Source organism: Enterobacter cloacae complex sp. P40C2, assembly GCF_014930695.1.
GTDB classification, from domain to species: domain Bacteria; phylum Pseudomonadota; class Gammaproteobacteria; order Enterobacterales; family Enterobacteriaceae; genus Enterobacter; species Enterobacter pasteurii.
Genome location: NZ_JADBRP010000001.1, coordinates 677,945 through 703,928, shown reverse-complemented (window position 1 = coordinate 703,928; position 25,984 = coordinate 677,945). Strand labels below are relative to the sequence as shown.

Sequence of the window (25,984 nt, the reverse complement as noted above, 5' to 3'; positions counted from 1 at the left end):
AGACGATGATCATCTATTTACACGGTTTTGACTCAAACAGTCCTGGTAATCATGAGAAAGTGCTGCAACTGCAGTTTATCGATCCGGATGTCCGGCTGATCGGTTACAGCACGCGTCATCCGAAGCATGACATGCAGCATCTGCTCAAGGAAGTGGACAAAATGTTGCAGCTCAATATCGACGAGCGACCGCTGATCTGCGGCGTCGGGCTTGGTGGATACTGGGCAGAGCGCATCGGTTTTTTGTGCGATATCCGTCAGGTCATTTTTAACCCGAATCTGTTCCCGAACGAGAACATGGAAGGCAAGATCGATCGCCCGGAAGAGTACGCCGACATCGCGACTAAGTGCGTGAGCAATTTCCGTGAAAAGAACCGCGACCGTTGTCTGGTGATCCTCTCCCGCAACGATGAAGCGCTGGACAGCTCCCGCGCCGCAGACCTTCTGCATCATTACTATGAAATTGTCTGGGACGAAGAGCAGACCCACAAGTTCAAAAACATTTCGCCGCACCTGCAGCGTATCAAAGCCTTTAAAACGCTGGGCTGACCTCCCTGAACCTGACAAAGGCCCGGTACGTGAAAGCGTGCCGGGCCTCTTTTTTGTCAGAGTTGTCTACTTTTAAACCATCAAAACTTGATACATATCAATTTTGGTATGACCAATGCGCCTGACGTGCTATTCTCAATGAATCTGAATGGTTTCAGCGCAGTAACCTGTTGTTAATTAAGGGTTATTTCTATAACTTTTAATTAACAATTGGTTAATAATTTGAGGGGGTCACGTTGACTACGCCATTGAAAAAGATAGTGATTGTCGGCGGTGGTGCTGGCGGGCTTGAGCTGGCGACGCAGCTGGGTAAAAAGCTGGGCCGCGGCAAGAAAGCCAAAATTACGCTTGTGGATCGTAACCACAGCCACCTGTGGAAACCGCTGCTGCACGAAGTGGCGACCGGTTCGCTGGATGAGGGCGTTGATGCGCTGAGCTATCTGGCCCATGCGCGTAACCATCATTTCCAGTTCCAGCTGGGTTCTGTGGTAGACATCAACCGTGAAAACAAAACCATTACGCTGGCAGAGCTGCGCGACGACAAAGGCGAGCTGCTGGTTCCCGAGCGCAAGCTGGCATATGACACGCTGGTAATGGCGCTGGGCAGCACCTCTAACGACTTCAATACCCCGGGCGTGAAGGAGCACTGCATCTTCCTGGATAACCCGCATCAGGCGCGTCGTTTCCATCAGGAGATGCTTAACCTGTTCCTGAAGTACACCAGCAACATGGGTGCCAACGGTAAGGTCAATATCGCCATCGTGGGCGGCGGCGCAACGGGCGTTGAACTGTCGGCCGAACTGCACAACGCGGTGAAGCAGCTTCACAGCTATGGCTACAAAGGGCTGACCAACGAAGCGCTGAACGTCACGCTGGTGGAAGCGGGTGAGCGCATTCTGCCTGCGCTGCCGCCGCGCATTTCCGGCGCTGCGCATAACGAGCTGACCAAACTGGGCGTGCGCGTACTGACCCAGACCATGGTCACCAGCGCGGACGAGGGCGGCCTGCACACCAAAGACGGGGAATACATCCAGGCCGACCTGATGGTATGGGCCGCAGGGATCAAAGCGCCTGATTTCATGAAGGACATCGGTGGGCTGGAGACGAACCGCATTAACCAGCTGGTGACGGAGCCGACGCTGCAAACCACGCGCGATCCGGACATCTTCGCCATCGGTGACTGCGCCTCCTGCGCGCGTCCGGAGGGCGGCTTTGTGCCACCGCGCGCTCAGGCTGCACACCAGATGGCAAGCCTCGTGCTGCATAACATCCTGGCGCAGATAAAAGGCAAACCGATGAAAGCCTATGTCTACAAAGACCACGGCTCTCTGGTATCGCTTTCAAACTTCTCCACCGTGGGCAGCCTGATGGGCAACCTGATGCGCGGCTCAATGATGGTTGAAGGGCGTATCGCACGCTTCGTGTACATTTCTCTGTACCGTATGCACCAGATAGCGCTGCACGGCTACTTCAAAACCGGCTTGATGATGCTGGTCGGTCGAATCAACCGCGTGATCCGCCCGCGTCTGAAGCTGCACTAATTATTCTCTCCCTCCGGGCCCGCCGGAGGGAGTTTTTAGCATATCATGCTGCTCATTTCCCGCTGAGTGCCTAAGAGTTCTCTTAAAGACGATATATCCCTTATCAACCTCCCTGTTTTTGATCCTTTATCTTATTGGCGAAGCGTTTGCCGCGTTGCAAACTTGCTCTCAATAGCAACAAAGGAGGAAGTCCCGTGAATAAATCAATGTTGGCGGGTATAGGGATTGGCGTCGCTGCTGCGTTAGGTGTGGCTGCCGTTGCCAGTCTCAACGTTCTGGATCGTGGCCCGCAGTACGCTCAGGTTGTTTCCGCTACTCCCATCAAAGAGACGATCAAAACGCCTCGTCAGGAGTGCCGTAACGTTTCTGTTACCCATCGTCGTCCGGTTCAGGATGAAAACCGTATCGCCGGCTCCGTGCTGGGTGCGGTCGCGGGTGGGGTGATTGGTCATCAGTTCGGCGGTGGACGCGGTAAGGACGTGGCGACGGTTGTCGGCGCGCTGGGCGGTGGCTATGCCGGTAACCAGGTGCAGGGGGCAATGCAGGAAAATGACACCTACACCACGACGCAACAGCGCTGCAAAACCGTTTATGACAAATCGGAAAAAATGCTGGGTTACGACGTGACCTACAAAATTGGCGATCAGCAGGGCAAAATCCGCATGGACAGAGACCCCGGCACGCAGATCCCACTGGACGGGAATGGTCAGCTGATACTGAATAACAAAGTGTAAAAAAGATGTTCTCTGAACTTAGCTCCTCATGCGCTCAGGCTGAGGAGCTTTTTTTTGCCTCAGAGTTTCAGCAGCTCAGGCCACAGGCGCAGCGTTGTCTGCGTAATGCTCTGTAACTTTTCAAGCGTCGCGCCTTCACGAGCGCTGATCGACATACCCTGCAAAATACAGCTCAGATACCGGGCAAGCTCCTGCGGACGGCAGTGCGCCGGTATTTCGCCGCGCTGCTGGCGCTGTGCCAGAAACGTGCTTAGGGTCTCCTCCTGCATCGCATGACGTGATTTAACCGTGTTGGCTATCTCTTTTGACGATGCCGCGAGGGTGGCGGAAGTGTTGATCATAAAACAGCCCGCCGGGGTGTCTTTACTGGTAAAGCAGGTGGCGACCGCGCAGAAATAATCCTGCAACGCCTGTTCTACCGTTTTCTCTTCACAGAACAGCTGCGCTTCGTGTTTTGCCGCGAAGCGCGAGATGTATCTGTCCAGAACGGCCCGGAACAGGCCCTCTTTGTTGGTGAACTCTGCATACAGGGTAGGGGCTTTTGCGCCGGTTGCTTCCACCAGGTCGGAAAGCGAGGTGGCTTCATACCCATGCTGCCAGAAGAGCGTCATGGCCTTATCGAGCGCCGCATCCCTGTCGAACACTTTTGGTCGGCCACGGCTTTTTTTTGCGCAACTCGTGACGTCGGTTGTCATGTGCCGTTGGTCCTCAGTTGTTTTGTTGAATAATCATTATAAAAATAAACATCAGCTATCACCAGCGGTGATTTCCGAAAAATAATTTAATTTTATCTTTATGAAAAATAAGGCAAATGAAATTAATTTAATGGTCGTTATAAAAATGGGTTGACGTGTGACCTGGATCACATCTATGATTTACCTATCGATCGTTAAGTAAATAGCTAACGACCACTACATCATCTGCCCAAAGGTATAAATTATGAAAAACGTTAAAACCCTCATCGCTGCCGCCGTTCTGAGTTCACTCTCTTTCGCAAGCTTCGCTGCTGTTGAAGTGCAATCTACTCCAGCAGACCAGCAAAAAGTCGGTACCATCTCCGCCACTGCCGGGACTAACCTGGGCTCTCTGGAAGATCAGCTGGCGCAAAAAGCTGACGCAATGGGTGCAAAATCGTTCCGCATCACCTCCGTGACCGGTCCTAACACCCTGCACGGTACCGCAGTTATCTACAAATAAGCGTAATGCAACCCTCCGTTATGCCACTGCAATAAAAAACGCCCTGCATAAGCAGGGCGTTTTTCGTTATGGCTTGATTACAGCGACTGCTGAGCGACGTCGGGATGGCGCGTGACGTCAGTCGGCATACCCGAACGTGCCTCCATCGCCCGCTCCATTACCGTGCCATCGGTATTCGCATTCGTTTTAAAGCTCACCATCGCCGCATTCAGGTTAATAGGCAGCGTCTGCGGGTCGTCGTTGATGTTTTTCGATAACGGCTGGTGGATCTCTACCAGACGGACGCCGCCCGGCTCTTCAGACACCTTAATCGGGGTATTGATAATATTCACTTTCGTCCCCGGTGAGATCACGCTGTACAGCGTTTTGATGTCGTCATCACGCAGGCGAATACAGCCGGAACTGACGCGCATCCCGATCCCGAAATCCGCATTTGTTCCGTGCAGCAGATAAACTCCACCGTATGCCGCCAGGCGAATGGCATGGTGCCCCATCGGGTTATCCGGGCCCGCGGGAACCACGGCAGGGAGATCGATACCCTGCGCCTTATAGCGGGCGCGGATGTTTGCCGTCGGAGTCCAGGTTGGATTAGCGCGCTTGTCGGAGACGGTGGTCACCATGGTCGGCGTGAGCGTATCGCCCCCCAGCTGGCCGATGCCGATAGGGTAGACGGTTACTTCATTTTTCCCCGGCGGGTAATAGTAAAGACGCAGCTCGGCGAGGTTTATCACAATCCCCTGACGCGGCGCGTCCGGCAGAATGGTTTGCAGCGGAATAGTCAGCACGCTGCCGGCACGAGGAACGTAAGGGTCAACGCCCGGGTTGGCCTGCAGCAGCGCCAGGAACCCGACGTTATATTTTTTGGCAATGGCTTCAAGCGAACCGCCATCGTTTTCAACCACGTGAAAGCGGTTTTCCCCCACCACGTTGCTGCCGGGAGGCGGGAGAGGCCAGGTATTGGCTCCGGCGGGGAGCGCAACGGCAACCGCTGCGGCCAGCGCAAACAGGGTTAACCAGCGGGTAAAACGCGAAGAGGTCATCATTATCAAAATCCATATAAATGATAAGGTTATTGTTTTATAAGGGGTTAATGATAATTATGGCGAATGTATAGTCGGGAAGATCGGACGAAGTGCAAAGAGTTTGTAAATTGTCCCCCACCAGCCGGGCGCTGGCGGGGGAGCGGCTTAGGCGATGGCGTTTTCTTCCAGCTGGCGCATAAAGTTACGCACCCAGTCCATGCGGGTTTTACGTTCCGTCAGATCCTGCGTAAATTTCAGGCGCGTCGGGCCATCTAGTCGGAAATGCTGCGGCTGTTTTTGCAGAAGGCCAATCAGCCACATCGGATCGACATGGTTCTTCTCGGCAAACTCAATCACGCCGCCTTTTTCGTTGCCTTCAAGCTTGCGGATCCCCAGCTTCTGCGCCTGCTGACGCAGTCGGGCAATATCAAGGAGGTTGCGCGCCGGGTCGGGCAGTATGCCGAAACGGTCGATCAGCTCGACTTTGATCTCTTCCAGCTCGCCTTCGCTTTTCGCGCTGGCAATGCGTTTGTAGAACGACAGGCGAGTGTTCACGTCAGGAATGAAATCATCCGGCAGCAGGGAAGGCATGCGCAGCTCCACTTCGGTCTGCTGGCTGGTGAGATCTTCCAGAGACGGTTCACGTCCGGCCTTAAGGGCGTCGACGGCATTTTCCAGCAGCTCCATGTACAGCGAGAAACCGATGGTTTCCATAGAGCCGCTCTGATCTTCACCCAGCAGCTCACCGGCGCCGCGGATCTCCAGGTCGTGCGTCGCCAGCGCAAAGCCAGCGCCAAGATCTTCGAGCGAGGCGATAGCTTCCAGACGCTTTTGCGCGTCGGTGGTCATCGCCTTCGGATGCGGCGTAAGCAGCCACGCATAGGCCTGATGGTGCGAGCGCCCGACGCGCCCCCGCAGCTGGTGCAGCTGGGCCAGACCGAAGTGATCCGCGCGTTCGATAATAATCGTGTTCGCGGTTGGAATATCGATGCCAGTCTCGATAATGGTGGTACACACCAGCACGTTGAAGCGCTGGTGGTGGAAATCATTCATCACCCGCTCCAGCTCGCGCTCGCGCATCTGGCCGTGGCCAATGGCGATGCGCGCTTCCGGCACCAGCTCCGCCAGCCTGTCGGCGGCTTTCTGGATGTTTTCGACATCGTTATAGAGATAATAAACCTGACCACCGCGCAGCACTTCACGCAGGATCGCCTCGCGTACCACCAGATTGTCGTACTCGCGTACGAAGGTTTTCACCGCCAGACGGCGCGCCGGTGGGGTGGCAATAATCGACAGATCGCGCATGCCGCTCATTGCCATGTTAAGCGTACGCGGGATCGGCGTTGCGGTCAGGGTCAGGATGTCGACGTCGGCGCGCATCGCTTTGATGCGCTCTTTATGGCGCACCCCGAAGCGATGCTCTTCATCGACGATCAGAAGCCCTAAATCTTTCCACTTCACGTCGCTTTGCAGCAGCTTGTGGGTGCCGATCAGAATATCGATTTTGCCTTCGCTGGCCTGCTCCAGGATCTGCGTTTGCTCTTTGGCGCTGCGGAAACGGGACAGCATCTCAATACGTACCGGCCAGTTGGCGAAGCGGTCGCGGAAGTTGTCAAAGTGCTGCTGGGCAAGAAGGGTGGTGGGCACCAGCACGGCCACCTGCTTGTTGTTCTCAACGGCCAGGAAAGCGGCGCGCATCGCCACTTCCGTTTTACCGAAGCCCACGTCGCCGCACACCAGCCGGTCCATCGCCAGCGGCTGGCACATGTCGCTCAGTACGGCGTTGATGGCCTGAGCCTGGTCCGGCGTGGTTTCAAACGGGAAGCTGTCGCAGAACAGCTGGTACTGCTCTTTATCATGCTTAAACGCATAGCCCTCTTTGGCCGCACGCTGGGCGTAAATGTCCAGCAGCTCGGCGGCCACGTCGCGCACTTTTTCCGCCGCCTTCTGCCGCGCGCGGGCCCAGGCGTCGCCGCCCAGCTTGTGCAGCGGCGCGTTCTCTTCCGCGCCCCCGGCGTAGCGGCTAATGAGGTGCAGGGACGACACCGGCACGTACAGTTTGGCGTCGTTAGCGTAGGTCAGCATCAGGTATTCACCTTTGATGCCGCCTGCTTCAAGGGTGGTCATCCCCTGATAGCGGCCCACGCCGTGCTCCAGGTGAACGATCGGCTGCCCGGGGTGCAGCTCGGCCAGGTTGCGGATCAGCGTGTCCGGGTTGATGGTGCGACGGCTGTCCTGACGACGACGCGCCACGCGCTCGCCCAGCAGATCGCTTTCGCAAATCAGCGCCAGGTTATTGAGCGTATCAATGAATCCGTGCTCGGCGGCCCCGATCATCAGGTAACGGCCATTGCCTGTCGCTTCGCTCAGGCGAAGAATGCGCTTCGGCGCTATCTTAATCCGCCCCAGCAGTTCGCCCAGCGCTTCACGACGGCCTTCACTCTCTACGGAGAACACCACCGGTCCGGTAAAGGACTCAAGAAACTTGCGCAGATTATCCAGCGGCGCTTTCTGCTGCGCCTGCACGGAAAGATCGGGCAGCGTTCTGAACGCCAGATTGGTATTCGCCGACTTGTCCGCAAGGGAATCGGTTTTGAGCTGCATGCGCGGCCAGCGTTTCAGCTCGGCGTTCAGCTCGTCGGTGCGCAGCCACAGCATTTCCGGCGGCAGCAGCGGACGCATCGGGTCTACGCCCCGGTTTTCAAAGCGCGCGCGGGTCTCGCTTTCAAAGCGACTGGCGCTGGCGTCGATATCACCGGTATTCACAATCAGCGTATTCGCCGGGAAATAGCTGAACAGCGCAGGCAAGGGTTCGTTAAAGAACAGCGGCTGCCAGTATTCAATCCCGGCAGGCAGAGTCCCTTTGCTGACCTGCTGATAGATATGTTCGGCATCGCGCTTCACGTCGAACCTGTCGCGCCACTGGCTGCGGAACAGTTCGATGGCGGTTTTATCCGTCGGGAATTCATGGGCGGGCAGCAGGTTAATAGATTCCACCTCTTCCAGCGTGCGCTGGGTGTCGGCGTCGAACACGCGAAGGCTGTCGATCTCATCATCGAAGAAATCCAGACGATACGGCTGGTCGCTGCCCATCGGATAGAGATCCAGCAGCGCGCCGCGCGTTGCGTATTCGCCGTGCTCCATTACCTGGTCGACATGACGATAACCGGCACCGTCCAGCTGCACGCGCAGGGCGTCGCGCGACAGGCGCTGGCCTTTTTTCATCACCAGCGCATGGCCGTGCAGATAGCTGTGCGGACAGACGCGCTGCATCAGCGTATTTACCGGCACAATCAGCACGCCGCGCTGCATGGTGGGAAGCTGATACAGGGTCGACAGGCGCGAGGAGATTATCTCCTGGTGCGGGGAGAAACTGTCATAGGGAAGCGTTTCCCAGTCGGCCAGGCTGAATACCAGACTGTCGGTGAACTGACGAATTTCGTCGTGCAGGCGCAGGGCGTTTTGCATGTCCGGGGCAACCAGCACCACCGGCCCTGGGTGTCGTTCAGCAATTTCCGCCACCAGCGTGGCGCAGGCCGCGCCTGTAAGTTCGCCCAGCTGGCGTTGGTCACCTGCTTTAACAGGCAAGGAGTAACGATAGTGTTCAGGCATGGCTATGTCAGAGTCTCTTTGGGATATACCAACAGTATTGGGGCATATCACTGATACGCAATGTCTTTATTATCCTCGATCGTTTTGCATAAGCAAATCGTAACCGCACAAGAGGAAAAGTGCCCCCGGATGGGGGCAGGGTAGGTTAGCGGCTGGCGGGCTGTGGCGTAAGACGCGCGGGAGGGGAGAAGAAAAGATCGCCAAAGAGGGCGGTGGATAGCTTGCGAACCCCCAGCCCAGCCAGGGTGCACACGAGGAGGCTGACAAACGGATAAACCAGAATCAGCGCCAGCTCAGCCCACACCGGCCAGTACGCCGCGTTCATTTCGCCAATCAGGAGCAGGCTAAACGCCTCGATTAAAATACGGTGAGTGGTATAAATGGCGATGGTGTTTGAGCCAATGACGTTCAGCAGGTTATTGGGGTGAACGGCATAGCGCTGCTCGACGCTGTAGAAGAGCTTCATGATAACCACGATCGACAGCAAAGAGAGCGGCAGCGGGACGTTAGCGAACCAAAGCACCACCGACACCGCCCCGGATGCAATAAGCACCAGCCAGCCGCGGCGCAGATTCAGCCCTTTCATCCATGCCATCAGCTGCGCGCCGTACCATGCGCCGATGCTGTAGTAGACCATATTGCGCACCACGCTGTTCATGCCCCACCACGGCAGCGGCAGGAAGTTGATCGCGACGCTTGCCAGCGCCAGAAGCCCTAACACCGGCAGTTTCCAGCGGCTCAGCAGCTTACAGAGGGTAAAGTAGACCACCAGAGCGTACAGATACCACAGGCTGGTGCTGGCCGTGAGCATGCCCAGCACAAACCCTGAGACAGAATCGGCGTAGGCCGCATTGGAGGATGTTGCCAGTTCACGCTCGGGCGCGAGCCAGGCATTCAGATGGGTTAGCGCCTGCCATTGCAGTACGCCCCACAGGGTCAGCACCCAGACGATGCTCCAGATCCGCTTGTCGAGGCTGTCCCGCCAGTTCACGTCGTCAATATAGCGACGGATTAAATAGCCGGAGATAAAGAAAAACACCGGCATACGGAACGGAGCAAGGTAAAGGTTAAAGTAGACCCAGCATTTGGCGAGCAGGCCCGATAACGGATGCTGAAGGCCGTTCAGGTGCGGATAAAAGGTGATCACCGAGTGGTAAATCACCACCAGACAGATGCACAACCCCTTTATCTGGTTAATCCATAATGCTTTTTGTTTCATCGTGCGTGAAGACCTTTTGCCATAAACGAAAGGCCGATTGTTGTAAATTGAAAACCTGATGTAACGGGTAACAGTCTGTATCAGGACGATTTTCAGAAAAGGTGGAGGCTGGCTGGCGCAACTTCAGCCAGTAGCATGATGATTTATCTGAATTTTTCGGAAAAATGATTACCAAATCTTACGGTTTCAGTCATTTACGCTCAGCGGATTCGCTTATATACTCGTGGGTCTGCTACCAGCAAACAGACGGATTTCATGTATCAACCTGTCGCACTCTTCATAGGCTTACGTTACATGCGTGGGCGCGCCGCGGACCGCTTCGGTCGCTTTGTCTCCTGGCTTTCAACCATCGGCATTACGCTTGGCGTGATGGCGCTGGTGACGGTGCTTTCCGTCATGAATGGCTTCGAGCGCGAGCTGCAAAACAATATTCTGGGGCTGATGCCGCAGGCCGTACTCTCTTCGACTAACGGTTCCGTTAACCCACAGCAGCTGCCGGAAAGCGCGGCGAAGTTACAGGGCGTCACGCGCGTTGCGCCGCTCACGACGGGTGATGTGGTGCTGCAGAGCGCCCGCAGCGTGGCGGTGGGGGTGATGCTGGGTATCGATCCAGCACAAAAAGACCCGCTGACGCCGTTCCTGGTCAATGTGAAACAAACCGACCTGCAGGCAGGCAAATATAACGTGATCCTCGGCGAGCAGCTCGCCGGGCAGCTTGGCGTCAACCGTGGCGATCGGCTGCGCGTGATGGTGCCCTCGGCCAGCCAGTTTACGCCGATGGGGCGCCTGCCGAGCCAGCGCCTGTTCAACGTGATTGGCACCTTTGCGGCGAACAGCGAAGTCGACGGCTATCAGATGCTGGTCAACATTCAGGACGCCTCGCGTCTGATGCGTTATCCGGCGGGCAATATCACCGGCTGGCGCCTGTGGCTGGACGCGCCGCTGAAGGTGGATACCCTCAGCCAGCAGGCGCTGCCGGAAGGGGCAAAATGGCAGGACTGGCGCGAGCGTAAAGGTGAGCTGTTCCAGGCCGTGCGCATGGAGAAAAACATGATGGGGCTGCTGCTGAGCCTGATCGTGGCCGTTGCCGCCTTTAACATCATCACCTCGCTGGGTCTGATGGTGATGGAGAAGCAGGGCGAAGTCGCCATTCTGCAAACCCAGGGGCTGACGCCGCGCCAGATTATGGCGGTGTTTATGGTCCAGGGTGCCAGCGCCGGCATCATCGGCGCGCTGCTGGGCGCGGCGCTGGGCGCGCTGCTGGCCAGCCAGCTGAATAACCTCATGCCGATTATCGGCGCGCTGCTTGATGGCGCGGCGCTGCCGGTGGCTATCGAGCCGCTGCAGGTGGTCGGTATTGCGCTGGCCGCGATGGCCGTTGCGCTGCTTTCTACGCTTTATCCTTCCTGGCGCGCTGCCGCCACTCAACCCGCTGAGGCTTTACGTTATGAATAAGATCCTGTTGCAGTGCGACAACCTGTCCAAACGCTATCAGGAAGGCACCGTGCAGACCGACGTGCTGCACAATGTAAGTTTTAGCGTGGGTGAAGGCGAAATGATGGCGATTGTCGGCAGCTCCGGCTCCGGCAAAAGTACGCTGCTGCACCTGCTGGGCGGGCTGGACACGCCAACCGAAGGCGATGTGATCTTCTCCGGCCAGCCGTTGAGCAAAATGTCCTCTACGGCGAAAGCCGAGTTGCGTAACCGCGAGCTGGGCTTTATCTACCAGTTCCACCATCTGCTGCCGGACTTCACCGCGCTGGAAAACGTGGCGATGCCGCTGCTGATTGGTAAAAAGAAGCCGGCAGAGATCAACGCCCGCGCCAGCGACATGCTGAAAGCGGTAGGGCTTGGTCATCGCGGTAATCACCGCCCGTCCGAGCTCTCCGGCGGCGAGCGTCAGCGCGTGGCGATTGCCCGCGCGCTGGTCAATAATCCGCGGCTGGTGCTGGCGGATGAACCGACCGGTAACCTCGACGCGCGCAACGCGGACAGCATTTTCCAGCTTCTCGGCGAGCTGAACGCCTCGCAGGGCACCGCGTTTCTGGTGGTAACCCACGATCTACAGCTGGCTAAACGGATGGGGCGTCAGCTGGAAATGCGCGATGGCCACCTGAATGCAGAACTGACCCTGATGGGAGCGGAGTAATGGCTTCACCGTTATCGTTACTCATCGGGTTACGCTTCAGCCGCGGTCGTCGCCGTAGCGGAATGGTGTCGCTTATCTCCGTGATCTCTACCATCGGTATTGCCCTTGGCGTGGCGGTGCTGATCGTCGGGCTGAGCGCCATGAACGGCTTTGAGCGTGAGCTGAATAACCGCATTCTGGCCGTTGTGCCCCATGGTGAAATTGAGCCGGTTAACCAGCCGTGGTCTGACTGGAGCGATGCCCTTAACAAAGTGGAAAACGTGCCCGGCATTGCCGCGGCAGCTCCTTACATTAACTTTACCGGGCTGGTGGAGAGCGGGGTGAACCTGCGCGCCATTCAGGTGAAAGGGGTAAATCCGCGTCAGGAAGCGCGCCTGAGCGCGCTGCCGCGCTACGTGCAAAATGGCGCATGGGCAAACTTTAAGGCCGGCGAGCAGCAGATCATCATGGGCAAAGGCGTTGCCGATGCGCTGAAGGTGAAGCAGGGCGACTGGGTATCGATCATGATCCCGAACGCCAGCGCTGACCACAAATTGCAGCAGCCTAAGCGCGTACGTCTGCACGTCACCGGCATTCTTCAGCTGAGCGGCCAGCTTGACCATAGCTTTGCGATGGTGCCGCTGGAAGATGCGCGGCAGTACCTCGATATGCCCGACAGCGTGACGGGTATTGCCATCAAGGTTAACGACGTCTTTAACGCCAACACGCTGGTGCGCGATGCCGGCAGCGTGACCAATAGCTACGTTTACATCAAAAGCTGGATCGGCACTTACGGCTATATGTACCGTGATATCCAGATGATCCGCGCAATTATGTATCTGGCGATGGTGCTGGTGATTGGTGTGGCGTGCTTTAACATCGTCTCAACGCTGGTCATGGCGGTGAAGGACAAGAGCGGCGACATTGCCGTGCTGCGTACCCTGGGGGCGAAAGACGGTCTTATCCGCGCCATCTTCGTCTGGTACGGTTTGCTGGCGGGGCTGTTTGGCAGCCTCTGCGGCGTGGCGATCGGCGTGGTGGTTTCCCTCCAGCTGACGCCGATTATCAACGGGATTGAAAAGCTCATTGGCCATCAGTTCCTGTCGGGCGATATCTATTTTATTGACTTCCTGCCGTCTGAACTGCACTGGCTGGACGTTATTTATGTGCTGGTTACGGCACTTTTACTGAGTCTGCTGGCAAGCTGGTATCCGGCGCGTCGCGCAAGCCGTATCGATCCGGCGAGGGTATTAAGTGGCCAGTAATTTCGTCATGGTTTAGCGGTCTTTTGGCCGCTGAATCAAGCAGAGGAATGCATCATGTATTACGGATTTGATATTGGCGGCACCAAGATTGCGCTCGGCGTTTTTGATAACGATCTCAAACTCCAGTGGGAAACCCGCGTGCCCACGCCGCGCGATAGCTACGATGAATTTTTAACCGCCATCGCCGCGCTGGTGGCGCAGGCGGATGAACGCTTTGGCGTCAAGGGCAGCGTCGGCATTGGTATTCCGGGTATGCCCGAAACCGACGACGGCACGCTGTATGCCGCCAACGTACCCGCCGCCAGCGGCAAGCCGCTGCGCGCCGATCTCTCTGCCCTCCTTGAACGCGACGTGCGCTTAGACAACGATGCCAACTGCTTTGCCCTCTCCGAAGCCTGGGACGACGAGTTTCGTCGCTACCCGCTGGTGATGGGGCTGATCCTCGGCACGGGCGTCGGAGGGGGGATTGTCATTAACGGCAAACCCATCACCGGGCGCAGCTACATCACCGGCGAATTTGGCCACATCCGTCTCCCGGTGGACGCGCTGGACGTAGTCGGGCGCGATTTCCCGCTTACCCGCTGCGGCTGCGGCCAGCACGGCTGTATTGAAAACTATCTGTCGGGACGGGGGTTTGCATGGCTGTATGAACACTTCTATCATCAGAAACGTGAGGCCCCCCAAATCATTACCTTGTGGGAACAAGGGGATGCGCAGGCGCGAGAGCACGTTGAACGCTATCTCGACCTGCTGGCGGTGTGTCTGGGAAATATCCTGACCATCGTTGACCCGGACCTGCTGGTGATCGGGGGAGGGCTGTCAAACTTTACCGCGATTACGGAACGGTTGTCCGGGCGTTTGCCCCGACATTTATTGCCGGTTGCCCGCGTGCCGCGCATTGAGCGTGCACGACACGGGGACGCAGGAGGCATGCGCGGAGCCGCATTCCTTCATCTCACCGATTAGTTTACGAGGTTACTATGCTGTCGCGTCGCCAGGGTCGACTCAGCCGTTTTCGCAAAAATAAACGCCGCTTACGTGAACGCCTGCGTCAGCGGATCTTTTTCAGAGACAGGATGATGCCAGAAGCGATGGACAAACCCAGAGTGGTGGTGTTAACCGGGGCGGGGATCTCCGCTGAATCCGGTATTCAGACCTTCCGCGCAGCGGACGGGCTGTGGGAAGAGCATCGGGTTGAAGACGTGGCGACGCCGGAAGGCTTTGCCCGCGATCCGGCGCTGGTGCAGGCGTTTTACAACGCCCGTCGCCGCCAGCTTCAGCAGCCGGAGATTGCGCCAAACGCGGCGCACCTGGCGCTGGCCAGGCTGGAGGAAGCGCTGGGGGATCGTTTTCTGCTGGTCACGCAGAATATCGACAACCTTCATGAAAGAGCCGGTAACCACAATATCATCCATATGCATGGCGAACTGCTCAAGGTGCGCTGTGCCTGGAGCGGCCAGGTGCTGGACTGGAAAGAGGACGTGCTGGACGAGGACCGGTGCCACTGCTGCCAGTTCCCTTCGCGTCTGCGCCCGCACGTGGTCTGGTTTGGTGAAATGCCGCTGGGGATGGACGATATCTACAGTGCGCTGGCGATGGCGGACGTCTTTATCGCTATCGGCACCTCAGGGCATGTCTATCCGGCCGCGGGATTTGTGCACGAAGCGCGACTGCAGGGCGCCCACACGGTGGAGCTCAATCTGGAGCCAAGCCAGGTAGGAAGCGAGTTTGAAGAGAAGCATTACGGCCTGGCGAGTGAAGTGGTGCCGGCCTTTGTGGATAAACTTCTGAAGGGGCTGTAAGCGTAACGGGCGATTGTACGTCGCCCGTTATTGTTTATCGACCCGCCTTTAGCTTCTGGTAATACTCTTCATAAAGGCGGCTCGCGTCACCGACGTCGTTCTGCCATTCCCCTTTGCTGACGGTTTCCGCATCCGGATAGAGCGATTTATCGTTCGCAACGTCGGGGCTTAACAGCTTGCGTGCGGCCAGGTTTGGCGTCGGGTAACCGATGGTTTCCGCAACCTCTTTTGCCACATCAGGGCGCAGCAGGAAGTTAATCAGCTTCAGCGCGCCATCGACGTTTTTCGCGTTGGCCGGAATCGAGAGGCTGTCCATCCAGAAGATCCCACCTTCTTTCGGCCAGACCACTTCCAGCGGCGTACCGGCCTGACGCGCTACAAACGCAGAGCCGTTCCAGACCATGCCCAGATTCACCTCACCTTCCATATACGGGTTGGCCGGGTTGTCCGAGTTGAACGCCGCCACGTTTGGCATCAGCTTTTTCAGCTCGTTATAAGCCGCCTCGATCTCTTTTGGATCGGTGGTGTTGCCGGAGTAGCCAAGTTTACGCAGCGCGATCTGGAACACTTCGCGCGCATCGTCGGTTAACAGCAGGCTGCTTTTGTATTCCGGTTTCCACAGGTCGGCCCAGCCTGAAACCGTTTTGGGATCGATGGCGTCGCTGTTAACGCCAATTGCCGTCGCGCCCCAGATATACGGGATGGAGTAGTCGTTATTCGGGTCAAACGGCTTGTTAAGCATCTCCGGATCGAGGTTTGAAAAATTGGTTAGCTTCGTTTTGTCGATCTTCTGGATCATGCCTTCCTTGCGCATTTTGTCGACGAAATAGGTCGACGGCACCACCAGGTCATACGCGCCATCTTTGTAGGTTTTAAGCTTGGCGTACATGGTTTCATTCGACTCATAGGTGGAATAGATCACCTTGATGCCCGTCTCTTTGGTGAACTGTTCCAGCAGGCCCGGCGGCACGTACTCGGTCCAGTTGTAGAAATAGAGCGTTTTGCTGTCATCAGCATGCGCGGCACCCATTCCGAGCACCAGTGCCGCGGCGGCTAGCATTTTTTTCATTTCTGTGTCCCCTGAGATTTTGTTTTATCACGAGCAATAACCTGGCTGGCGATGACCAGAACCAGCGATAACACCAGCAGAATCGTCGCCAGCGCGTTCACTTCGGGTGAAACACCGACCTTAACCATTGAGTAGATCTTTAACGGCAGAATTTCATAGCTCGGCCCGGTGACGAAGGAGGAGACCACCACATCATCCATCGACAGGGTAAAGCTGAGCAGCCACCCGGCGGCCACGGCAGGCATCGCCAGCGGCAGGATGATTTTGCGCAGAATCGTCATCTCGCTGGCGCCGAGATCCTTCGCTGCTTCCAGCATTCGCACATCGAACCCTTTCAGACGCGCATAGACCGTAACCACCACGAACGGCAGGCAGAAGGTGATATGCGAGAACAGCAGCGACCAGAAGCCGAGCTGGACACCCAGCAGCATAAACAGCACCAGCAGTGAAATGGCCATCACGATATCCGGGGACATCATCACCACAAACAGCATGCCGCTGACGAACGGCTTCCCGCGGAAACGGTAGCGGTACAGCGCCACGGCGGTCAGCGAGCCAATCAGCGTGGCGAAGGTGGCAGAAAACACCGCCATCGTCAGCGAGTGCTGCGCGGCCTGGAGCAGGCTGTCATTGTTCATCAGCAGGCCATACCATTTGGTGGTAAACCCTTGCCAGTTAATCCCGAAGCGGGAGCTGTTAAACGAGTTCACGATTAAAATGATAATCGGAATATAGAGATACGCATAAATGGCGGTCATAAAACCGCCGCGAAGCAGTCGACCGATCATTCCAGCTCCACCTTCTTGTTCAGCAGGCGCGAGGCACGCCAGTAGACCAGCAGCATCAGCCCCATCACCACCGTCAGCGTAATGCTGGTGGCCGAGCCGAACGGCCAGTCGCGGATGTTCAGGAACTGGCTCTTAATCACGTTGCCGATCAGCAGGTTTTTCGCGCCGCCCATCAGGTCCGACACGTAGAACAGACCCATCGCAGGTAACATCACCAGCAGGCAGCCGGCGATAATGCCCGGCATGGTCAGCGGAATAATGATGCGGATAAAGGTTTGCAGCCGGCTGGCGCCCAGGTCTTTTGCCGCTTCCAGCAGCGGCTTATCGAGCTTTTCAATGCTGGAGTAGAGCGGCATCACCATAAACGGCAGCAGGATATAAACCAGCCCGACGATCACCGCGCCCGGCGTGAACATGATGCGGATCGGCGTATCGATTACCCCCAGCCACAGCAGAAACTCGTTCAGATAGCCTTTCGTGCTGAGGAAGATTTTCAGCCCGTAGATGCGGATTAGCGAGTTGGTCCAGAACGGCACAATGAGTAAAAACAGCAGCAGCGGGCGCACTTTCTGCGGCAGGCGTGCCAGGAACCACGCGAAAGGATACCCCAGCACCAGGCAGGCAACGGTGGCAATCAGCGCCATATTGAGCGAGTGCAGCAGCACGTCAAAATAGAGCGGATCGAGCAGGCGCGCGTAGTTGTCCAGCGTAAAGACCAGCGCAACGAAGTTTGCGTCGTCGCGGGTCAGGAAGCTGGTCACGATGATCATCAGGTTGGGAAGAAAGACAAACAACACAAGCCAACCGACGATCGTGGCAATCACCACATTCTGGAACTTACTCGTGTTCTTCATCAGCCAGTACAACCTCCCAGCTTTCTACCCAGTTGATGACCATTTTCTGATCCAGCGAATGGTCGAAGTCCGGATCGTCCTCGTTAAAGAACTCGCTGACCATTACCATTTTGCCGTTTTCCAGCTCCACAACGGATTCGAGGGTCATCCCTTTGTAGTTGCGCTCGCGAACGTAACCGATCAGACCTTCGACTTCAGCCGTATCGTGGATCTCGTCAACGCGGAGATCTTCCGGGCGCAGCAGGACGTTGAGCTTTTGTCCCTTCTCGACGGCAAAGTTGACGGTAATATTGCATTCGCGGCCCTCGACGTTCGCGCGAACGCGCTGTTCGTCCAGGCGCTCAATCACCGTAGCGTTAAAGATATTGATTTCGCCTATGAAGCTGGCGACGAACAGGTTTTTCGGCTCTTCGTAAATTTCACGCGGCGTGCCGTCCTGTTCAATTTTACCGTCGCGCATCACCACGATACGGTCTGACATGGTCAAAGCCTCTTCCTGATCGTGGGTGACAAACACGAACGTAATGCCGAGCTTGCGCTGAAGGGCCTTCAGCTCGTTCTGCATCTGCTTGCGCAGCTTGTAGTCCAGCGCGGAGAGCGACTCATCGAGCAGGAGCAGGCGCGGCTTATTGACCACGGCGCGGGCGATGGCCACACGCTGCTGCTGGCCGCCGGAAAGCTGATGCGGCTTGCGCTGGGCGAACGCCTCCAGCTGCACCATCCGCAGGGCCTCAGTGACGCGCGGCGGGATCTCGCTGGCGGGCGTTTTTTGCATGCGCAGGCCAAACGCCACGTTCTCAAACACGGTCATGTGCGGGAACAGGGCATAGCTCTGAAAGACGGTGTTGACGTGGCGGTCTTCGGCAGGAACCTGGGTAATGTCCTGGTTCTCAAGATGGATATGGCCGTTATCGACGCTTTCCAGCCCGGCGATAAGGCGCAGTACGGTGGTTTTGCCGCAGCCGGAGGGGCCAAGCAGCGTGAGAAACTCACCGTCATTGATGGTCAGGTTGAGGTCGGAAATGACGTCTTTGCCATCAAAACTTTTACGAATTCGTTCCAGTTGCACCAGTGGTGAAAGGGAACGGGGTTGTGTATTCAATTTTCGCGCTGTCCCATATAGACGCCTCAGGCAGCAGACTGAAGCGGGGTTTGTGTGTAACCACCTTGGTGACTCGTAATGAGGGCGGACATTCTACGGCAAACCCATTGAATCGCCAATCCTTCTCCCTTATTCATAAGCTACATTTATTAACGCAGAACGATATAAACGTAAAAAGTTCTCGTTTGCGGGATAAAAGTGACCTGACGCAATATTTGCGTTTTGCTGCTTAATGATAATGTTGTCACAAAAAGTGAGGGTGACTGCATGGATAAACTACTTGAGCGTTTTTTACATTACGTTTCGCTGGATACCCAATCTAAACCGGGTGTCCGACAGGTGCCCAGCACTGAAGGCCAGTGGAAGCTGCTAAACCTTTTGAAAGAGCAGCTTGAGGCCATGGGGCTGGTGAACGTCACGCTGAGCGAAAAAGGGACCGTGATGGGAACGCTGCCGGCGAACGTGGACGGAGATATCCCGGCTATTGGCTTTATTTCCCATGTCGATACTTCACCCGATTTTAGCGGTAAACACGTTAACCCGCAGATCGTTGAAAACTACCGCGGCGGTGATATAGCGCTGGGGATTGGCGATGAAGTGCTGTCGCCGGTGATGTTCCCGGTCCTGCATCAGCTGCTTGGGCAGACGTTAATCACTACCGACGGCAAAACTTTGCTGGGCGCCGATGACAAAGCGGGCATCGCCGAGATCGTGACGGCGCTGGCGGTGCTGAAGGGCAAAAATATTCCCCATGGCGACATTCGCGTGGCCTTCACGCCGGATGAGGAAGTGGGGAAAGGGGCAAAACACTTTGACGTAGAGGCTTTCAACGCCCGGTGGGCCTACACCGTTGATGGCGGCGGCGTGGGTGAACTTGAGTATGAGAACTTCAACGCGGCATCGGTGACCATCAAAATCGTCGGTAATAACGTGCACCCGGGGTCGGCGAAAGGGGTAATGGTCAATGCGCTGTCGCTTGCCGCTCGCATTCATGCGGAAGTCCCTGCCGAAGAGAGCCCGGAGATGACGGAAGGGTATGAAGGTTTTTATCACCTGACCAGCATCAAGGGAACCGTAGACAGCGCGCAGATGCACTACATCGTCCGCGATTTTGACCGCAAAGCCTTTGAGGCGCGCAAGCGCAAGATGATGGAGATCGCGAAGAAGGTCGGCAAGGGGCTGCACCCGGACTGCTATATTGAGCTGATTATCGAAGACAGCTATTACAACATGCGCGAGAAGGTGATGGCGCATCCGCACATTCTTGATATCGCTCAGCAGGCGATGCGCGATTGCGACATCGAACCGGTGTTGAAACCGATCCGCGGCGGCACCGATGGTTCACAGCTGTCGTTTATGGGGCTGCCGTGCCCGAACCTGTTTACCGGCGGGTATAACTACCACGGCAAGCATGAGTTCGTGACGCTGGAAGGGATGGAGAAAGCGGTGCAGGTGATTGTGCGAATTGCAGAGTTAACCGCGAAGCGATGAGGCGTTGCCGGGTAAGCGAAGCGCTACCCGGCACAATCACGACTTAGTCTTCAAAAAACCAGTAGCCGCTGTTTACCAGCGCGGCCAGCATGGCGAGGAAAGAAGGGTCGTCCAGCGCGTCGCCAAAGGTATCCGCGGTCAACACCATGTGGCTGGCAATGGCTTCCAGCGCCGGGCGGTGCGGGGAGTCGAGCTTCTCGCCGTTCACGAAAACCTCTTCGCCAATGCGCAGGACGCGTAACCCGCCCAGACGCACCAGCTTATCGCCCTGCTGGAGCGCATCGTAAATTTCATCTGCCTGATACGGCGGCTCCGGCGGTGCCACGTCCAGCTCGTGACGGGACTGGCTGATAAACTCGCCAAACCACTGCCTGAAGTGCTCCGGCTCGTTGATCAGATCCAGCATCATGCCGCGCAGCTTATCCAGCTCCTCTGGCAGAATATCTGCCGGGTGCTCACGCGACGGTACGTCCGGATCGCTGTAACGGTGGCTGCCCAGCTCGCGCTGCAACACATAGTCAGCGAATCCGCTGATCATCTCGCGGCCGCTTGGCGCGCGGAAGCCGACAGAATAGTTAAGCGAGTTTTCCAGCGAATAACCCTCATGCGGGAATCCTGGCGGGATATAGAGGATGTCGCCCGGCTCAAGCTCCTCGTCAATAATCCCTTCAAACGGATCAACCTGAAGCAGGTCCGGGTGCGGACAGTGCTGCTTCATCGGCACTTTCTCGCCCACGCGCCAGCGGCGGCGGCCGGTGCCCTGTATGATAAACACGTCGTACTGGTCCAGATGCGGGCCAACGCCGCCCCCCGGAACGGAGAAGGAGATCATCAGATCGTCCATTCGCCAGTCTGGCAGGGCGCGGAAAGGACGCATTAAGGCTGCGGTAGGTTCGTGCCAGTTGTTAACCGCCTGCACCAGTAAAGACCAGTTGCTCTCGCCAAGGTGATCGTAACTTTCAAATGGACCGTGGCTGACCTGCCATTTTCCGTCCTGGTGGCTTACCAGACGGCTGTCCACTTCGTTTTCCATCGCCAGACCGGCAAGCTCGTCAGGGGAGATAGGGTCGATAAAATTGCTGATCCCGCGCTTAAGAACGACCGGGCGCTTTTGCCAGTAACGTTCTATAAATTCGGGCCAGTTAAGCGTTAATTGATAATCCATATTTTTGTATTCCGCAGGCTCTTACTGAGACGGATTATAACGGAAGCACAGAACCCTGGGTGCGCGATCCGCGTATTTTTCACATAACGGGTTAACTATCGTTCGATACAGGCAGCTGGCGGCCAAAAATGGCCTCCATTCGGGCGCCGCCCAGCAAACTTTCGCCGGTTTCGATCCTGCCATCGTACTGATCGACAATTTCACGGGCGACGGACAATCCCACCCCTTGTCCCGGACGCAGGGTGTCGGCGCGTTGACCGCGATCGAATACCACCTCACGTTTGTTGCGGGGAATGCCGGGGCCGTCGTCCTCAACGATAATATGCAGTTCGTTATCCGTAACGCGCGCGGACACCTCGACAAACTCCAGGCAGTATTTACAGGCGTTATCAAGCAGGTTGCCCATCACCTCCATAAAGTCATTTTTCTCACCGACAAAGCTAATTTCCGGCGAAATATCGAGGCTGATATTGACCCCTTTACGCTGGTATACCTTGTTCAGCGCGGAGGTCAGGTTATCCAGCAGCGGGGCAACCGGGTGCAGCTCCCGGCTCAGCAGGGCGCTTCCGGAGCGCATACTTGCCCGGTGCAGGTAATAACCTATCTGTTGTGAAATGCGGCTGATCTGTTCCAGCATTACCGGCTCGGCATCATCAACGCTCATCTTTGAACTGCGCATTGAGCGCAGGGTGCTTTGCATCACCGCCAGCGGCGTTTTCAGGCTGTGCGTAAGGTCGGTGAGGGTCGTACGATATTTGTCGTAGCGTTCTCGCTCGCTTTTCAGCAGGCGGTTGAGGTTGCGCACCAGGCTGGTCAGTTCGCGCGTGGTCTCCGGGTTAAGCTTCTCGCGGTGATGCTCCTCCAGCTCGCGCACCTCTTTGGCCAGGGATTCAATCGGGCGCAAGCTCCACCACGCAGCGACCCACAGCAGGGGGATCACCAGCAGCAGGTTGGCGGCCAGAACATAGACGAACCAGTTCCAGACCATATATGAGCGTTTCAGCTCCACCGGTATCGTGTCTACCACCACAATGGTCAACTGCGGCATGTGCACCGTGGCGGGATAAAGGTTGATGGCCACCGAGTGGGTCAGCTCCGTGTCGTCATCTTCTTCACGGATCTCGTTGAGCCTGTTCTGTAACGCGCGATCGTCATGCAGCAGGGTGCTGGTGGAGTTGAGATCGGCTTCTATCTCATGAAAACCGTTGGTTTTCAGCCATTCCGGCCGGATGCGTTTTTTCAGCCAGGGGACATTACGCTGCGCCCAGAGCAATTTTCCCTTTTCATCGTAGATCAGCGCCAGCGTCGGACTCTGCTGATTCAGGTTTTCCGGCATCTCGACGGTGATCCGGTTGTTTTCCCATTTCGCCAGGGTATAAAACAGGTTACTTTCTCCGCGTAACAGGCGGAAGGTGGTTTTATCGAAGCTTACGCTATACCCGACCAGAGCCACCATCCCGTAGGAGAGAGACAGCACCATCACTACGGCAGCGGTAGCCAGCAGAAAACGCACCCGCAGCGAAAGGGGCAAAATGTGGCGCAAAATTCCTTTCATCAGCGTAATTCGAACAGGTAGCCCTGACCGCGCACGGTGGTGATCACCTCATGCGGGTACTGCGCCTGAATTTTTTTACGTAAACGGCCCATCAGCACGTCAATAGTGTGGCTTTCGCGCAGCTCGGCATCCGGATAAAGCTGAAGCATCAGGGAATCTTTGCTCACCACCTTCCCGCTGTTTCGGATCAGCGTTTCCATAATGGTGTATTCAAATGCGGTCAGCTTAATGACCTCATCGTTAATTGAAAATTCGCGGCGGGAGAGATCTACCTGGAACGGCGGCAGTGAGATCACCTGCGACGCCAGCCCGCTGTTGCGGCGCAGCAGCGCCTGCATGCGCGCAGCCACCTCTTCTATATGGAACGGCTTGGTAACGTAATCGTCCGCGCCTGCGCTCAGCACTTCAACCTTGTCCTGCCAGCCTTCACGGGCAGTCAGCACCAGCACCGGGAGAGAAATATCATGGCTGCGCCAGCGGCGGATAAGGGACAGGCCGTCTTCGTCAGGCAACCCTAAATCGACAATGGCGATATCCGGCAGGTGTTCATTGAGATAATAATCGGCTTCTTTCGCATCTTCGGCATCGTCCACCTGATGGCCCATCTCCTGAAGCTGAACCTTCAGGTGATGGCGTAGCAATGCGTTATCTTCAACAACCAGTACGCGCATTATCGCTTCTCCATTAATAAATAATATGAATAGTTTAACGCTGATTACAGGGTTTGAAACCAGCGTCATGAAATTAAATGAGTGTTTTCATTCCCCCGAACGCATCGCTGCAGGCGTTTGATTATTCAGCATGTTAACTGGACATGGCCTTTACATGGATTCAATCTGCTGCAACGTTTGTGCCTTATCTGGGGCCGATACCAGAAGAGGGTTAGCGCTGGCCGTCCGGGGCAGGCTTCACCCTCAATACGCTCTTATACGGAGCGCGTAATATTAACCGAGTTGCGAGCGTAAGCTTCCGCGTTTCGGAGAAAACAGCCATCTGTTTATAGACTGTTGAAGGCGCGCAGCTTTTTCCACGGGCAGAGGGCAGGTATCCCTCCGGCATACGATGAAAATTTCACCTATACGTCTGCCCGATCCTGTAAGCGTGCTGCCGGGCGTCCCAAAAGCATTTCCTGTTAATGATTTTTATTCTCAATTGCCTTTACAGTGAAAATCATAAAGTGTATTTTAAATGCATCTTTATTGCAGGAGGTATGTATGAGCCATCAAAGAATTCCCAGCCATTGGACGATCAAACGTTCCACTCCCTTTTTTACAAAGGAAAATGTTCCAGCTGCTCTTCTCAGCCATCACAATACCGCTGCCGGAGTCTTTGGTCAGCTTTGCGTTATGGAAGGGACAGTGACCTACTATGGCTTTGCGAATGAAGAGGCGACAGAGCCGGAAGTGAAAGTGGTAATAAACGCTGGCAGCTTCGCAACCAGCCCACCACAGTACTGGCATCGCATTGAGATGACCGATGATGCTCAGTTTAATATCAACTTCTGGGCTGAACCTTCCTTCGCTGGTGAAGAAGTTTACAGCGCTAAAAAAGCATAGTCGTCTGGCTCCCTCAACCACAACCAGGGAGCCGCATCAGAGAACAGAAACGGTATGATGAAATTCTTCTTTCAGTTTTCAAAGCGGGTCGACTACGGCGAACAGGAACTTTGCGCAGAGCTGTCGCTGTTACAGAGGGGTGATTATCAGGAGTATCTGTCTCAGGAGGCACCGTTTTACCTGCTCCCGAATGAGGATGTAACGAGTGAACCCGCCCGTTGAACGGATAATTTTCAAAGAGGCTGCTTAAGGCGGCCTTTTTATTTACGTTGAGTTTGATAAGTACAGGTATCCTGGCGGCTCTGGCAACAAAGAACCATCCAGCGATTCCATACGCTAAGCGGGCTAAAGCTTAAAGCAGTTAATCGGGATTATTCGATGTACTGATGCCGATTTTAACCAGGCTCAATATCATCAGCCCAAGAACCACTGCCACGGCAGTAGCGATCATAAATGCTGTCATAACGATCCTTCTTTGGTTGTGTATGTTTATTAGACTTTATGAGTTCATAAACGTTCAAACCCATCGGCGACACCCGGGCAATCTTTGCTCTGGCCTTCATTCAGGTGCGTTTCAATTTGCCAGGCGAGAAGGCAGGCCGTAAACCAACCGCCTGGAAAACAGCCTCTCATTCTTCTTATCTTATGTTTCACGCCGATTTCTTATCTGTGACACGCGTAAGCTGCTCATGAGTTTTGTAAATATTGCCACTTTTTTTGTAAGGATGTTCTCATTCGATAAATCTGTGTCTACACTTATTTTATGGTGCGAAATTAGATTTTCATAACAGATACCATAAAAGCAGCATTTTCACACAACAAACCGGCAGAATATCGAGTAAAGAGGGGCTTATGGAATGGAAGGTTGTTGAGACTATTGCGAGTCCGGAAAGCGGCACTATCTTTTGCAAAGTTGAAACACACTATGGCCTGAATTACATTTTATGGCTTAAGGGCGATTATTACGTTCGTGCAGGTGAGATTATCACTACCTCAAACGAAGGGATCCTGATTAACGACAGACGCCGTCGGGTCTGGATTGCGCAGGCAATGCCCTTTTCATCAATAGGCTGGATGGGGTTCAGGAAGAAAAATGAATGCCCAGGGAATCGGCAGGAGATGGATCGGCCGTGCTCGGTTGAGGCACCTTGCCAGTTTAAACTGTGCCCGTTCGGGCTGAAGCGGTATATTCCACAAAGTTATTCCACGCCGCAAAATAACAATCAATCCAATACTATGCTTTAACCACTGCAAGGCGTGAGGGTGCCGGAATATTAAAAGCGTCCGCCATCCGGAAGAATGGCGCGATACCAAAAAGCAGCCCCCTTTCCGGCCG

24 protein-coding genes are annotated in these 25,984 nt (G+C 55.7%); 12 read left to right on the top strand and 12 right to left on the bottom strand.

What is annotated here, in order from left to right; all coding sequences use genetic code 11:
- Positions 1–5 precede the first annotated feature (5 nt).
- The 3 genes from ycfP to IM304_RS03365 all read left to right on the top strand — a co-directional run bounded on the left by ycfP (position 6) and on the right by IM304_RS03365 (position 2,823).
- On the top strand, positions 6–548 hold the full coding sequence (ycfP, locus tag IM304_RS03375; RefSeq protein ID WP_148421723.1) for an alpha/beta hydrolase YcfP: 543 nt from the start codon (positions 6–8) through the stop codon (positions 546–548).
- Positions 549–784: 236 nt separating this feature from the next.
- Positions 785–2,089, top strand: a complete 1,305-nt coding sequence (locus tag IM304_RS03370; protein ID WP_148421722.1) for an NAD(P)/FAD-dependent oxidoreductase — start codon at positions 785–787, stop codon at positions 2,087–2,089.
- A gap of 194 nt (positions 2,090–2,283) precedes the next feature.
- Complete coding sequence (locus tag IM304_RS03365) at positions 2,284–2,823, top strand: glycine zipper 2TM domain-containing protein (RefSeq protein WP_148421721.1); 540 nt, start codon at positions 2,284–2,286, stop codon at positions 2,821–2,823.
- Between the two features lie 59 nt (positions 2,824–2,882).
- On the opposite strand, the gene comR is transcribed toward IM304_RS03365, so the two are convergent.
- On the bottom strand, positions 2,883–3,518 hold the full coding sequence (gene comR / locus IM304_RS03360; RefSeq protein WP_148421720.1) for a TetR family copper-responsive transcriptional repressor ComR: 636 nt from the start codon (positions 3,516–3,518) through the stop codon (positions 2,883–2,885).
- 244 nt (positions 3,519–3,762) lie between these two features.
- On the opposite strand from comR, the gene bhsA reads away from it, so the two are divergent.
- Entirely contained in the window at positions 3,763–4,020 is a 258-nt protein-coding gene (bhsA, locus tag IM304_RS03355) for a multiple stress resistance protein BhsA (RefSeq protein ID WP_176610618.1), read from the top strand.
- Positions 4,021–4,097: 77 nt separating this feature from the next.
- On the opposite strand, the gene IM304_RS03350 is transcribed toward bhsA, so the two are convergent.
- From IM304_RS03350 to IM304_RS03340, 3 genes are all read right to left on the bottom strand, one after another.
- Positions 4,098–5,063, bottom strand: coding sequence for a L,D-transpeptidase family protein (locus tag IM304_RS03350; RefSeq protein ID WP_193356288.1), 966 nt, complete (start codon positions 5,061–5,063; stop codon positions 4,098–4,100).
- Between the two features lie 144 nt (positions 5,064–5,207).
- Positions 5,208–8,654 carry a transcription-repair coupling factor gene (gene mfd / locus IM304_RS03345; protein ID WP_193356287.1) on the bottom strand — a complete coding sequence of 1,149 codons (3,447 nt, stop codon included), beginning with the start codon at positions 8,652–8,654 and terminating at the stop codon, positions 5,208–5,210.
- A 145-nt stretch (positions 8,655–8,799) separates the two neighbouring features.
- Entirely contained in the window at positions 8,800–9,873 is a 1,074-nt protein-coding gene (locus IM304_RS03340) for an acyltransferase family protein (RefSeq protein ID WP_193356286.1), read from the bottom strand.
- A 255-nt stretch (positions 9,874–10,128) separates the two neighbouring features.
- On the opposite strand from IM304_RS03340, the gene lolC reads away from it, so the two are divergent.
- Genes lolC through cobB form a run of 5 tightly spaced genes read left to right on the top strand, consistent with a single transcriptional unit; the run spans position 10,129 to position 15,068 of the window.
- Positions 10,129–11,328 carry a lipoprotein-releasing ABC transporter permease subunit LolC gene (lolC, locus tag IM304_RS03335; RefSeq protein ID WP_193356285.1) on the top strand — a complete coding sequence of 400 codons (1,200 nt, stop codon included), beginning with the start codon at positions 10,129–10,131 and terminating at the stop codon, positions 11,326–11,328.
- Positions 11,321–12,022 carry a lipoprotein-releasing ABC transporter ATP-binding protein LolD gene (lolD, locus tag IM304_RS03330; protein WP_148421715.1) on the top strand — a complete coding sequence of 234 codons (702 nt, stop codon included), beginning with the start codon at positions 11,321–11,323 and terminating at the stop codon, positions 12,020–12,022. The genes lolC and lolD overlap by 8 nt, the downstream gene beginning before the upstream one ends.
- Positions 12,022–13,266, top strand: a complete 1,245-nt coding sequence (lolE, locus tag IM304_RS03325) for a lipoprotein-releasing ABC transporter permease subunit LolE (protein ID WP_148421714.1) — start codon at positions 12,022–12,024, stop codon at positions 13,264–13,266. The genes lolD and lolE overlap by 1 nt, the downstream gene beginning before the upstream one ends.
- A gap of 54 nt (positions 13,267–13,320) precedes the next feature.
- Positions 13,321–14,232 carry an N-acetylglucosamine kinase gene (nagK, locus tag IM304_RS03320; RefSeq protein WP_193356284.1) on the top strand — a complete coding sequence of 304 codons (912 nt, stop codon included), beginning with the start codon at positions 13,321–13,323 and terminating at the stop codon, positions 14,230–14,232.
- A 14-nt stretch (positions 14,233–14,246) separates the two neighbouring features.
- Entirely contained in the window at positions 14,247–15,068 is an 822-nt protein-coding gene (cobB, locus tag IM304_RS03315; RefSeq protein WP_148421712.1) for a Sir2 family NAD+-dependent deacetylase, read from the top strand.
- Between the two features lie 34 nt (positions 15,069–15,102).
- Here the strand turns inward: cobB and potD are convergent, their stop codons facing one another.
- The 4 genes from potD to potA are packed head-to-tail and all read right to left on the bottom strand — an operon-like array spanning position 15,103 to position 18,911.
- A complete protein-coding gene (gene potD / locus IM304_RS03310; protein WP_148421711.1) occupies positions 15,103–16,137 on the bottom strand; it encodes a spermidine/putrescine ABC transporter substrate-binding protein PotD in 1,035 nt (344 codons plus the stop codon).
- Positions 16,134–16,925, bottom strand: coding sequence for a spermidine/putrescine ABC transporter permease PotC (potC, locus tag IM304_RS03305; RefSeq protein WP_015570805.1), 792 nt, complete (start codon positions 16,923–16,925; stop codon positions 16,134–16,136). The genes potD and potC overlap by 4 nt, the downstream gene beginning before the upstream one ends.
- Positions 16,922–17,779 (bottom strand): spermidine/putrescine ABC transporter permease PotB, encoded by an 858-nt coding sequence (gene potB / locus IM304_RS03300; protein WP_148421710.1) that lies wholly within the window; start codon positions 17,777–17,779, stop codon positions 16,922–16,924. The genes potC and potB overlap by 4 nt, the downstream gene beginning before the upstream one ends.
- A complete protein-coding gene (gene potA, locus IM304_RS03295; protein WP_176611231.1) occupies positions 17,763–18,911 on the bottom strand; it encodes a spermidine/putrescine ABC transporter ATP-binding protein PotA in 1,149 nt (382 codons plus the stop codon). The genes potB and potA overlap by 17 nt, the downstream gene beginning before the upstream one ends.
- A 237-nt stretch (positions 18,912–19,148) precedes the next feature.
- On the opposite strand from potA, the gene pepT reads away from it, so the two are divergent.
- Positions 19,149–20,372 (top strand): peptidase T, encoded by a 1,224-nt coding sequence (gene pepT / locus IM304_RS03290; RefSeq protein ID WP_176610612.1) that lies wholly within the window; start codon positions 19,149–19,151, stop codon positions 20,370–20,372.
- A 43-nt stretch (positions 20,373–20,415) separates the two neighbouring features.
- Here the strand turns inward: pepT and IM304_RS03285 are convergent, their stop codons facing one another.
- From IM304_RS03285 to phoP, 3 genes are all read right to left on the bottom strand, one after another.
- Positions 20,416–21,537, bottom strand: a complete 1,122-nt coding sequence (locus IM304_RS03285; protein WP_176610611.1) for a cupin domain-containing protein — start codon at positions 21,535–21,537, stop codon at positions 20,416–20,418.
- A gap of 91 nt (positions 21,538–21,628) precedes the next feature.
- Positions 21,629–23,092 carry a two-component system sensor histidine kinase PhoQ gene (phoQ, locus tag IM304_RS03280; protein ID WP_193356283.1) on the bottom strand — a complete coding sequence of 488 codons (1,464 nt, stop codon included), beginning with the start codon at positions 23,090–23,092 and terminating at the stop codon, positions 21,629–21,631.
- Positions 23,092–23,763: a two-component system response regulator PhoP gene (phoP, locus tag IM304_RS03275; RefSeq protein ID WP_148421705.1), complete on the bottom strand. Its 672-nt coding sequence runs from the start codon at positions 23,761–23,763 to the stop codon at positions 23,092–23,094. Before phoP ends, phoQ begins: the two co-directional genes overlap by 1 nt.
- Before the next feature lie 543 nt (positions 23,764–24,306).
- On the opposite strand from phoP, the gene IM304_RS03270 reads away from it, so the two are divergent.
- Positions 24,307–24,648 (top strand): DUF1971 domain-containing protein, encoded by a 342-nt coding sequence (locus IM304_RS03270; RefSeq protein WP_176610610.1) that lies wholly within the window; start codon positions 24,307–24,309, stop codon positions 24,646–24,648.
- Between the two features lie 361 nt (positions 24,649–25,009).
- Here the strand turns inward: IM304_RS03270 and IM304_RS22410 are convergent, their stop codons facing one another.
- Complete coding sequence (locus IM304_RS22410; protein WP_370627195.1) at positions 25,010–25,099, bottom strand: YnaM/YnfT family protein; 90 nt, start codon at positions 25,097–25,099, stop codon at positions 25,010–25,012.
- Between the two features lie 401 nt (positions 25,100–25,500).
- Between IM304_RS22410 and IM304_RS03265 the strand changes: the two genes are divergently transcribed.
- Positions 25,501–25,893 carry a hypothetical protein gene (locus tag IM304_RS03265; protein ID WP_193356282.1) on the top strand — a complete coding sequence of 131 codons (393 nt, stop codon included), beginning with the start codon at positions 25,501–25,503 and terminating at the stop codon, positions 25,891–25,893.
- Positions 25,894–25,984: the final 91 nt, after the last annotated feature.